Here is a 10,748-nt window from a genome sequence, read left to right as displayed (position 1 = left end):
CGCGCGTCCTTAAGGCGTCAGGTAGTCACGGTCGGTCAGGAAGGAGTGCTCAGCGCTCCGAGTGGCGCTGGTAGTCGGACAAGGCATCCCCGTAACTGTCCACGGCTTCGCCGTACTGGGAGTCCAAGTCCTCCACGTTCTTGATGACGGCGGGCAATCCCTCGTCGGCGAACTCCTTGAGGGACTTCGCGAGCTTGGTCAACCCGTCCTGGGTGTCGGTGGCGCCTTGCAGGTAGGACGACTCGAAGCCCTTGCCGATCTTGTCGTCGCTCCAGCACCCGTGGTCGCGCTGCAACGCGGCCTTGAGCTCGTCGATCGCGTTGCCGAGGTTGTCCACGCCGTCGGCGAGCCCCTTGGTGACCCGTTCGGCTTCCGGGACGTTGAGGTACACCTCATCTGTTGCCATGATCCAACACCCTCCCCGAGCGGTCCTTAGCGGCGTTCCCAGCCGTCGTCGTCATCGTTGTGCTCGGCCGGTCGCTTGGCCGCGGCGGGCGAGTCGCCGCCCGCTTCGCGCACGAGGTTCAGCGACGGCTCCATCACCTTGCCGAGCACCGCGGCCAGATCGGCTTCGCCGCTGGCCAGCTCGTCGAGCTCGTAACCGGGCACGGGCGAGCCGCCCATCAGTTCCTGCATGGTCTTCAGGCTCTGCTGCCGGGCCTGCTGCAGGACCTCGGTGACGGCCGAGGCGAGTTCGGCGGGCGCCATCGACCGGTACGCGGTGGTGTTGAACTTCAGGTCGGAGAGCTCACCGTTGCCGTCCAGCGTCACGGTGATCATGTGGTTCTTCGACTCGACGACCGTGGTCGTCTCGGACAGCTTGCGCTGGAAGTCGGCGAGCTTGGCCTGCTCCTGCTCGAAGGCCTCGATGGCCGCGCCGAGGTCGGGCATCCCGCCCCCGGAGAATCCGGAAGTCATGGTCGTTCTCCAATCGCTGTCGGGTGGGCGGCGGGTCAGTCTCGACCCAGGACTCCGCCGGAGAGCCCGTCCGTGGCGTCCCAAACGTCCTCGTCCTCTTGCTGCAGGGTGTTGCGGTCCCGGTCCTGGTTCCCGCGCGAACCGAGCGCGCCGCCCATGCCCGCTCCCATGCCCGCCATCGGCGGCATCATCGGCGACCCCATGCCTCCGCCCGCGGCGCCCGGAACGCCGCCGGGCATCCCGGCGCCGGGAACTCCGCGCGGCACGGCCGAAGACGCGCCGTTCGGGACCGAAGCCCCCGCCGTCTCCACCCCGGGCAACGAGGTCGATCCGGGCAGCGACGGCGACGCCGACAACCCGGAGGTGGCGGGCAGGCCGCCGGTGACGTTCGGCAGCGACGGCAGCTTCGCCGACGGACCGCCCGCGGTCCCTGCGGAACCGGCGGAGGCGCTGCCGGTGGCGGGTGCGTGCGCGGCGGGGTGCGTGCCTTCGAGACCCGGGGCCGGAGCTCCCGGCGGCACGGCCGGACCACCGGTGGTGCCCGGAGGCAGACCCGGCACGGCCGCTTCACCGGAGCCGAACGCCGTCGCCTCAGCGGTGCGCCCCGCCTCGCCGGTCGTTTCGTCGGTGCCGGGCTGGCCGAGCGTCTCGGCCCAGTGCTGCCGCCGCTGCTCGAAGAGCGATTCGGTGGAGGGCCTGCCGCCGCGCTCACCGTCGGAGGACGAGGTCGTGGCGCGCTCGCCGCCGCCGATCGAAGCCGGCATCCCGAACGTCGTCATCTCCCCGGCACCCGAGTCGCCGGAAGCGCCGGAGCCGCCGGAGGAGGTGGAGCGACGCTTGGCCTGCGATGCCGCGCCGCCGAACCCGGCCGCGCCGGTCGCGCCGAACGCGCCCATCATCGGCGCCGCCGAACCCGACTGCGGTGCCAGCACGCCGGAATCGGTCAGGCCCGCGCTCTCCACGACCGAATCGTCGGCCGACGGCGCGCCCCACGTCCCCGCCGACTCGCGACCGAGAACGCTGCCGTCGCCGGACATCCGCGTCGTGGTCCCGACCGACATCGGGGCCATCATGGTCCCCGCGGTTCCGGAGGAGTCCATCGTGGCCGGTCCGCCGGTCGACATGGTGCCCGCCGACCTCGCCGACGCTCCGCTGCCGCCGTCGTTGGCGGCACCGCCGGAGGAGTTGCGGCTGGGCAGCACCCGCAGCTGCGAACCCAGGTTCTGGTAGGTCAGCGCGAGCTGCTGCAACACCTGGTTGGCGTGCTCGCCCTGCGCGGTCTCCTGCTGCTGCTGGTTGGCCTGCGCGGCCGGATCTCCCGCCGCTGCGGGGTTCGCGGCCAGCGCGTCCCTGCCCTGCTGCCGCTGCGTCTGCACGTCGTTGACCTGGCGCTGCGCCTCGGCGAGCGCGTCGCCGAGCTGGTTCATCACCGAGCTGTAGGCGGGCGCGCTGATCGTGTCGATGAGCCGCTCGATGGACTGCGTGATCTTCTGCGCGGCGTCCTGGAACAGTTCCGCGCCGGGACCGCGCCACGACTGCTCGACGCGGCGCAGCTCGCTGCGGAACCCGTCGGACAGGCCCCGCAGCCGCCCCGCGATCTGGTCGAAGCGCTGACCGTCCGCGTAGAACTGCTGCGGGTTGCCCGTCGCCAGGATCTGCGCCGTGGACTCCAGCGGCGGTCCCGCCGGTGGCGGGGGCTGCTGATCGGGCTGCGGCTGCACGTCTCCCGGCACGGAGGTTCCGTCGCCGAGCGGGGCCTGACCACCGGAGGCCGGGTCCGCCTGGACATCGGGCGTGCTCATCGAAATCGCTCCTCGGTCGGGAAAACGTTGCCGCGGGCCTGATCAGTCCACACCGGATTATCCCTCGCGGCCCAGCACGGGGGAGACCGCCTCGCTGCCGTCCTCGTGCCAGGAGTTGCCGTCGTCCACCAGCCAGGTGCTGGACTCCCGGTTCTGGCCGGCACCGCCACCCGCACCGGCGCCGCCCATGCCGCCCATCGGCGGCATCATCGGCATGCCACCGGCACCGGCGCCGCCACCGACGCCGCCCATGCCACCGCCCGCGGCGCGCGCCGCGGCCATGTCGGGCTGCGCGCTCGGCACGTTCGGGTCCATCGCGGCGTTGGTCGTGGTCGTACCGGGCTGGGCGAGGTCGGGGGACACGCCGCCCGCGCCACCGGCGTCGGGCAGCGAGACACCGGCCCCGCCGCCACCGCCGACGCCGCCACCGGCCGCGCCGCCGATGTCGTCGAGCGCCGCACCCGCATCGGCGGACAGGTCGTCCATCGTGTGCATGGTGTCCTCGGCCGGGGCGAGGAAGTCGCTGAGGTCCTTGCTCAGCGGCGACATCGCCTCTTGGCCGGTGAGCTCGGCCATCGCCTGGTCGGCCGCTTCGTCGCTGGCGGAGACCACGCCGTCGACGACGTCGCTCATCTCGTCGTAGGACAGCGGCTCGCCGTCCGCGCCGAGCTGGCCGATGGCCTCCTCGCCCGCGGTCCGGGCCTGCTCCACGACGTCGTCGAGCAGGGCCTGCGCCTCCTCGGAGCCCGCCGCGTCCTCGCCGAACATCTCGTCCAGGGCGGCCTGGCCGTCCTCGCGGGCCTGCTCGGCCATGTCGTCGACGATGTCGCTGGCCTTGTCCGAGGAGACCTCGATCGGCGAACCGTCCGGGTTGGTCGGCATCTCGCCGTCCTCGCCCTCGCCTTCGCCACCGGAGCCCTGGAGGCCTTCCAGCGCGTCCTCGCCGAGTTGCGCGGCGTCGTCGGTCGCGTCGCCGAGGGCGTCGCCGACCGCGTCGGGATCGATGCTCGGTTCCTCGGAATCCTCGCCGGAGCCGGAATCCTCGCCCGAACCGCTCTCGCCGCCGGAGCCGCTGCCGGACTCGCCGCCGCCGGAGCCGGAGTCGGAACCGCCGCTGCCGCTGCCCGAGTCGCCGCCGGTGAGCCCTTCCAGGGCTTCCTGCCCGGCCTGCTCGGCACCGCTGGTGGCGCTGTCGAGGGCGTCGCCGACCGCGTTCGGGTCGATGCTCGGCTCGTCGCCCTTGCCCCCGGACCCGCTGGAGCCGCCGGAGCCCGGCCCGCCGCCGGAACCGGAGCTGCCGAGCCCGCCGGTGCCGGAGCCGGATTCGCCGCCGGTGAGGCCTTCGAGGGCTTCCTGCCCCGCTTGCTCGGCGCCGCTGGTGGCGCTGTCGAGGGCGTCGCCCACGGCACCCGGGTCGATGCTCGATCCGCCGCTGCCGGAGCCGGTGTCCCCGCTGCCCGAGCCGGTGTCGCCGCCGCTGGAGCTGGTTTCGGGCAGTCCGCCGCCCGAGCCGCCCGACCCGGAACCGGAGCTCGTCTCGGGCAGTCCGCCGCCGGAACCGGAACCGCCGCTGCCGGACAGCCCCTCCAGTGCTTCCTGCCCGGCCTGCGCCGCGCCGTTGGTGGCGCCTTCCAGCGCGTTGCCGATCGCGTTCGGGTCGACGCTCGCTTCCTGTTCGCCACCGGAACCGGACTGCTCGCCGGGCTTCTTGCCGCCCGTGCCGGAGCCGGTACCGCTGCCGGTGCCGGAGCCCATGCCGCCCGGCATGAAGCCGCCGCCGGAGCCGCCCGTGCCCGAACCGGTCTCGCCGGTCCCGGAGCCGGTTTCGCCGGTCTCGCCGCCGGTACCGGAACCCGTGCCGCTGCCGGTGCCGGAGCCCAGGTCGCCGCCGGTCCCGCTGCCGGTGTCGCCCGCACCGGCCAGCCCGGACAGCGCTTCCTGGCCCATCTGCTCGGCGCCGCTGGTCGCCTCGTTGAGCGCCCCGCCGATCGCGTTCGGGTCGACGCCGCCCTGGCCGGAGCCGGTGCCACTGCCGGTGCCCGAACCGGTGCCGCTGCCCGTCCCGCTGCCGGTGCCGGACCCGGTGCCGCTGCCGGTCTGGCCGGTGCCGTAGCCCGTCTCGCCGGAACCCGTGCCGGAGCCCGTGCCCGAGCCGGTCTGGCCGGTGCCGTAACCCGTTTCGCCGGTGCCGTAGCCCGTCTCGCCGGTGCCGTAGCCGGTTTCGCCGGTGCCGTAGCCGGTTTCGCCGGTGCCGTAGCCGGTCTGGCCCGTTTCGCCCGTGCCGTAACCGGTTTCGCCGGTGTCCATGCCAGTGGGGCCATAGCCACCGGAGCCGTAGCCGCCGCTGCCGTAGCCGCCGGACCCGTAGCCCGACCCGGTGCCGGTGGGGCCGTAACCGCCGGAGCCGTAACCACCGGACCCGTAACCCGACCCGGTCCCGGACGGGCCGTAGCCCCCGGCCGAGGAGGTCATCGGGAGCTGGGTGGTCAGCGGGGTCAGCGCCGAACCGGTCGACTGGTAGCTGTCGGCGAGGGAGCTGACGACCTCGCGAGCAGAGTCGAGGATCTTCTTGGCGGTCTTCACGCACACTTCGGCCGCGGCTTCGGCGCCCTTGAGCTGCCCGGCCATCGAGTTGAACGCGTCCGCCCAGGCCGAGGCCTTCAGGTAGGCCTGCACCAGCGGCACGACGGCGGCCTTGGCCCGCGCCGCCTGGTCGCCCGCCTCTTGGAGGCCTTCGGCGTAGCGCCCGTCCTTGAGCGCGGTCACGACCTCGTCGGCGGAGCTGAGCAGCTTCTCCGCGTACTGCCCGAAGGATTCGCCCGCGGCGCCCTGGAAGGACTGGCCGAGCTTGCCGACCTGCTCCTTGAAGGACTGGTTGGCCTCGTCGAGCCGCTGGGTGATGGTCTTGAAGGACTCGCCCGCGGCCTGCAGACTGCTCGGTTCCCCGTTCAGGCTCTTGATGACCTGCTGCATGGAGAAGCTGCCGTAGTCCTCCATCGGCGCGGGCGGGGTCTGGCTCCCCGTGCCGGTGCCCTGCTGGCCGCCGCTGCCCGTGGACTCCTCGCCGGTTGACTCCTCGTCGGTGTCGGGAGCCTCGGCGTCCTCGATCTCGAAGGTCTCGTCGGCGGCGCCGGTGTCCTCCAGGGCGTCGTCGAGCTCGTCCTGGGTGTCGTCGGAGGCCTCTTCGTCCGGGATCTCGTCGCTGTCGAGGATCTCCTGCGAGGAGTCGTCGGCGTTCTCGACGTTGTCGTCGAAGTAGTCCTCGTTCGCCGAGACGTTGTCGTAGTCCTCGCCGTCGGTTTCGAGTTCCTCCGGCGAGAACCAGTCGCGGCTGCCGTCGTCGTTCTTGTGGTCGTCCCAGTTGTCCTCGGGGTTGTCGAACAACGAGTCCGTGTAGGTCTCGTCTTCCTGCGTGTCGGCCACGGATTCTCCAAGTCGTGTTGCGAGGAGTCCCCGGGGAACCGAAAACGTTGGCGGTGCCCGGCGCGCTGAGGGAGGTCCGCGCGTCCGGGCCGAGACCAGGTGGGGTGGGAACTCGCGTTGTTCAGGTTGAGATGAGGGGGAACGTCACGCCTGCGGCTCGCCGGCGTTGCGCCGGTAGAGCGGCTGGAGCGGTTCCTGGTACTGGGCGGGCTCGCCCTGGATCTGCGGCTGCAACTGCGAGTACTGCCGGGGCTCGAGCGGTGTCTGCTGCACGTACTCGGCGGGCTCGCCCTGCTGCTGCGGGGTGAACTGCGCGGGTTCCGCCGGAATGGTGGGCTGCATCGGCGTGAACTGCGCGGGCTCGCCCTGCAGTTGCGGGGTGAACTGCGCGGGCTCGGCCGGAATGGTGGGCTGCGCCGGCGTGAACTGCGCGGGCTCGCCCTGCTGCATCGGCGTGAACTGCGCGGGCTCGCCCTGCAGTTGCGGGGTGAACTGCGCGGGCTCGGCCGGAATGGTGGGCTGCGCCGGCGTGAACTGCGCGGGCTCGCCCTGCTGCATCGGCGTGAACTGCGCGGGCTCCGCCGACGTGAAGTGCCGGGGCTGCAGGGGTTCGGTGGCGATCCGCTCGCCCTGCTGCGCGGGCTCCACGGGGTGCTGGACGGTGCCGACCCGCGCCTGCTGCAGGGGTTCGAGGGGCTGCTGGCCTTCGGTGGCGATCCGCCTGCTCGGCTGCATCGGTTCCAGCGGCTCGGCCTCGGTGGAGAGGCGCCTGCCGGCCTGCATCGGTTCGAGCGGCTGGCGTGCCTCGGTCGCGCGCACGGGCTGCAGCGGCTGAGCCGGAGTGCCCTGCATCGTGGGCTGCAGCGGCTGAGCCGGCATCCCCGGACTCGCCGGGATGCCCTGCGTCGTCGGCTGCATCTGCCCCATCGGCACGCCCATGGTGGGAGCGTTCGCCGGCATGTAGCCGGGCGTCATGCCGCTGGGCGCGTAGCCGCCGGTCGCCTGGTCGGGGTAGGTGGTCTGGCCCTCGGTGGTCATGCCGTCGGCGGGCATGCCTTCCATGCCGGCGTAGGTGCCCATCATCCCGCTGGACGCGTCGGCGGACAGTCCCGGCGCGACGCTGCTGATCCGGCTCTGCATCTCGCCGACGGTGCCGGAGAGCTCACCGTTGAGCTTGTTCACCGCGTCGGCGTTGTTCTGGTCGACGCCCTCGATCTCGGTGGCGATCTCCTTGAGCTTGCGGGAGACCTCCTGGAGGGTCTGCTGCAACTCGTTGCAGTGCTCGTAGAGGGCGTCGCGACGGCCCGTGACGAGGGTCTTGAGCCAGCTGCCGACTTCGAACTCACCGGGCTGCGGGTTGATGTCGTTGAGCTCGGAGAAGCCGTTCACATCGGAGGCGAGATCTCCGATGGCAGTGCCGGAGTTGCGCACCTCGGCGAAGTCCAGAGCTGTCTTGTCTTCGGCCATGGTGGAACGCTCCCCTATCCTCGGGCCGCGAATCTGGCGATGTCAGAAGTCTCTGCGGGGCGCGCACGCCCCGGTGGTGCCGCGTGGATGCGGTGCCGGAAGCGGATCCCCACTCCGGCACCGCACGTCATCCACGATGGGCGGTGGCGGCATGATCATGGCGCCACCGCGATCGACCTGGCAGGTCGGATCACTGGAAGTTCTTGGCAGCCTTGGCGTCCATGTCGTGCATGTCGGTCTGCCCCTGGCCGACCGCCATGCTGAGCTGCTCCAGCATCTGGTTGATGTTCTCGAAGTCCTTGGTGATGTCGTTGGAGAGGACGTTGTAGCTCTCCGCCGAGCTGGACTCCCAGTACTCCTGCGAACGCTGGGTCTGCTGGCGCAGGCCGTCGACCTGGGAGCGGATCTGCTGGGTGACGCGCTTCATGTCGTCGATGCCCTGCTGGATCGCCGCGTGCTGGTACTGGATTTCGTCGGCCATCGAAGTCTCCTCGTCAATCGGCCGTGCTGGGAAAGAGAAAGAAGGACTGACGGATCAGCCGGTACGGGCTCAGCCGAGGTGGCTGGCCATCCCGGGGACCTCGATCTTGCCGACGGCCTGGCCGGACTCCTCGTCGCGCTGCCCGGTCATCTGCGAAGCCTGCTTGACGGCCTCGGCCATGCCCTGCAGGTTCTGGGTGATGCTCTTGCACTGCGCGTCCCAGGCCTCGTGAGTCCGCTGCAGGGCCATCATCATGTCGCCCTTGTTGGCGCCGAGCAGGGCGCTGATGCTGGCGGCCAGGTTCTGCTGCTGGCTGTTGACGGACTCTTTGGTCTCGATGTGCTGCTGCGACAGCTGGTTGAGCTGGGACTGCGTAAGCCTGGTCTGCCCGGCCATGTCAACCTCGTTCTGGTCTGTAGTGGGAGCGGTTCACGTGGCCGCCGCAGCGGAGGAAACGCTCTTGGTGACGAGGTCCAGTCCATCACCGACGAGCACACCTCGGCGCCATACCCGACCGAAACCGCTCCGTCCAGGGGTATCCCTCAGTTCGCGCAGCGCCCCCCCCGCCCCGCCGGTGTCAAAACGACAACCCGCACATGAACGAGAAGCAACAACACCCCCGCAACCCCCCGAACGAACCAACCCCCACCACACACCGAAACCCCCGACCCCCCGGCCCGACGAACCACCAAAGCTCGACCAGCCCCACAACCAAAGCCGCGCGGTGAGCGGCGAAGCCGTGCAGTGGGCGGGCGAAGCCACGCCTGCCTCGCGGCCGAAGGCCGTGCCTGACGGCGAAGCCGTGCCTCGGGCGGCGAAGCAAGCCTGCCTGGCGGCCGAAGGCCGTGCCTGTATTCGCGAAGCGAATAGCCCACGTCGAGAAGCCGCTCACCCGCGGGTTCTCAGCTTCCTTCTCGCGAGGACGGCTTTTTCCCTCGTGGCGGAGCCACTTGGGAAAAAGATCCCGCAGCGAGAAGGAAGCTGAGGTTCCGCCACCCGACCACCCGCCCAAAAAGACCGGGCGGGCAGTCTCAGTTAGAAGCAGGCGTCACGCCCAACGGCTGTTCGACAGTCGCAGAAGCCGGATCCAACGACGGACCAGACGGCAACAGATTCAGCAACGCACTGGGCACGGCCATCGGAGCAGCCCCCGAATACCCCAGCACCCCCGCCACTTCCGGCGTCGCCAACGGATACTTCACCCCCAGGTCGGAGATCAGGTAGTTGGTGCCCGCGGCGACGCCGGGAGTCGGCAGGTCGCGCGCCAGGATGCCCTGGTTCGGCGGCACCGTGATCCGGTCGGCGAGCGCGTTCTCCGCCGTCCCCGAGGGCGGCCTGCCCTTGCCGGTGGCTTCGTTGCGCGGCACCAGCCCGATCTTCGTGGTGACGGTGTTGCCCTTGTTCACGCCGAACGCCACGCAGGGCCGGGTGCTGCCGCCGACGTCGACGCGTTCCACTTGCGGCGGCACCGACGGGAATCCTTCGGGCACGCTGTCGGCGGCGGACGTGGGCTGCTCGGAGAGCGCTTCGATGCCGAGCTCGATCAGTTCGGGCTTCTGCCCGCCGTAGGCGGCGGCGGTGCCGGGGTCGTTGACGAGCAGGCTCGCCATCGTCTGGTTCAGCGGGGCGAAGCCGTCCTGGCGCAGCACGTAGTAGTCGCTGGTGTCCAGCACCGGGTTGTTCATCTCGTAGACCTGCCCGACCCGCGCGGGCTGCCCGCCGACCGTCCCGAGGCTGGTGCCGATGCCCGGCACGTCCGGGGCGACGAGGTCCGGGCCGCTGGTGAGCGTGTTGATCCAGCCGCTGGTGACGGGGAACGGGGTGTGCTTGGCGTAGCCCAGCGCGTTGAGCGATTCCGGTGGCAGCCGCAGCCGCTTGCCCTGCCACACCAGGTAGGTCACGCCGTCCGGGGTGGACACCAGCACGCCCTGGTCGTCGTTGAGCACGGTGCCCGTCGGCCGGCGCACCTGCAGATCGGTGATGGGCTGTTCGGCACCGGAGGGCGCGGTCTCGGTCGCGGCGCACACCACCCACGGCGCGGTGCTCAGGTTCTCGGCGTCGGGCAGCGAGTCGGGCGCGCCTTGGATGCCGATGGGCGCGCCGCGGCGGGCGCCTTCCAGCGAGGCCTGCGACACGAGCTTCACCGAACCGCCGGAGGGGTTGTTCGCGGCCAGCAGCGCGGACGAGTAGTTCAGCACCGGGCGCAGCGAACCGTCGATGTAGAGGTAGCGCGCACCGGTCTCCTTCTCCACGATGATCGCGCCCGCTTCCTGCCAGGACGTCTTGCCGCCCGGCCGGATCAGCCCGTACACGCCGAAACCGGCGACCACCAGGCAACCGATGATGGTGCCGATCACCGCGCCCATCACGAACCGCCGCGTGGGCGTCGCCGGATCGTCCGGCCGCCCCCGCATCATCGCCGAGATCAGCCTGCCTACGACGAAGAAGTAGGCCTGCACCTGGTCACGCCGCGACTGCATTATTCATCTCCGAGGTGCGGGAGTCGTTGTGCTCTGGTGTCCGGGTGGCGGAACCTCAGCGTTCTTCTCGCTGCGGGATCTTTTTCCCAAGTGGCTCCGCCACGAGGGAAAAAGCTGTCCTCGCGAGAAGAACGCTGAGAACCCGCGGGTGGTCGGCTTGCTTTGGTGGTCGCTGCT

The 10,748-nt window shown here is 71.0% G+C and carries 8 protein-coding genes; all 8 read right to left on the bottom strand.

Annotated features, from left to right (window positions below; genetic code table 11):
- Positions 1–49: 49 nt before the first annotated feature.
- Positions 50–406: a hypothetical protein gene (locus tag BJ969_RS24680; RefSeq protein ID WP_184482693.1), complete on the bottom strand. Its 357-nt coding sequence runs from the start codon at positions 404–406 to the stop codon at positions 50–52.
- A 26-nt stretch (positions 407–432) separates the two neighbouring features.
- The gene (locus BJ969_RS24675) at positions 433–918 is read right to left on the bottom strand and encodes a YbaB/EbfC family nucleoid-associated protein (RefSeq protein ID WP_184482689.1); all 486 of its coding nucleotides are present in this window, start codon (positions 916–918) and stop codon (positions 433–435) included.
- Positions 919–953: 35 nt separating this feature from the next.
- Entirely contained in the window at positions 954–2,720 is a 1,767-nt protein-coding gene (locus tag BJ969_RS24670; RefSeq protein ID WP_184482686.1) for a WXG100 family type VII secretion target, read from the bottom strand.
- Positions 2,721–2,777: 57 nt separating this feature from the next.
- Entirely contained in the window at positions 2,778–6,143 is a 3,366-nt protein-coding gene (locus tag BJ969_RS24665; RefSeq protein ID WP_184482683.1) for a WXG100 family type VII secretion target, read from the bottom strand.
- A 144-nt stretch (positions 6,144–6,287) separates the two neighbouring features.
- Positions 6,288–7,610, bottom strand: coding sequence for a hypothetical protein (locus BJ969_RS24660; protein WP_184482680.1), 1,323 nt, complete (start codon positions 7,608–7,610; stop codon positions 6,288–6,290).
- A 190-nt stretch (positions 7,611–7,800) separates the two neighbouring features.
- Positions 7,801–8,091: a WXG100 family type VII secretion target gene (locus tag BJ969_RS24655; RefSeq protein ID WP_184482677.1), complete on the bottom strand. Its 291-nt coding sequence runs from the start codon at positions 8,089–8,091 to the stop codon at positions 7,801–7,803.
- Positions 8,092–8,160: 69 nt separating this feature from the next.
- Positions 8,161–8,487, bottom strand: coding sequence for a hypothetical protein (locus BJ969_RS24650; protein ID WP_184482674.1), 327 nt, complete (start codon positions 8,485–8,487; stop codon positions 8,161–8,163).
- Between the two features lie 635 nt (positions 8,488–9,122).
- Positions 9,123–10,571 carry a type VII secretion protein EccB gene (gene eccB, locus BJ969_RS24645; RefSeq protein WP_184482671.1) on the bottom strand — a complete coding sequence of 483 codons (1,449 nt, stop codon included), beginning with the start codon at positions 10,569–10,571 and terminating at the stop codon, positions 9,123–9,125.
- Between the last annotated feature and the right edge of the window lie 177 nt (positions 10,572–10,748).

It is taken from the genome of Saccharopolyspora gloriosae, assembly GCF_014203325.1.
Lineage (GTDB): Bacteria > Actinomycetota > Actinomycetes > Mycobacteriales > Pseudonocardiaceae > Saccharopolyspora_C > Saccharopolyspora_C gloriosae.
Note: the sequence above shows the minus strand (reverse complement) of the source record. Positions and strands in the feature narration are given on the sequence as shown.

Bases quoted from the DNA above. Each gene is read 5' to 3' on its own strand.
- BJ969_RS24650 (WP_184482674.1), bottom strand. From the start codon at position 8,487: ATGGCCGGGCAGACCAGGCTTACGCAGTCCCAGCTCAACCAGCTGTCG.
- BJ969_RS24670 (WP_184482686.1), bottom strand. From the start codon at position 2,720: ATGAGCACGCCCGATGTCCAGGCGGACCCGGCCTCCGGTGGTCAGGCC.
- eccB (WP_184482671.1), bottom strand. From the start codon at position 10,571: ATGCAGTCGCGGCGTGACCAGGTGCAGGCCTACTTCTTCGTCGTAGGC.
- BJ969_RS24680 (WP_184482693.1), bottom strand. From the start codon at position 406: ATGGCAACAGATGAGGTGTACCTCAACGTCCCGGAAGCCGAACGGGTC.
- BJ969_RS24655 (WP_184482677.1), bottom strand. From the start codon at position 8,091: ATGGCCGACGAAATCCAGTACCAGCACGCGGCGATCCAGCAGGGCATC.
- BJ969_RS24675 (WP_184482689.1), bottom strand. From the start codon at position 918: ATGACTTCCGGATTCTCCGGGGGCGGGATGCCCGACCTCGGCGCGGCC.
- BJ969_RS24660 (WP_184482680.1), bottom strand. From the start codon at position 7,610: ATGGCCGAAGACAAGACAGCTCTGGACTTCGCCGAGGTGCGCAACTCC.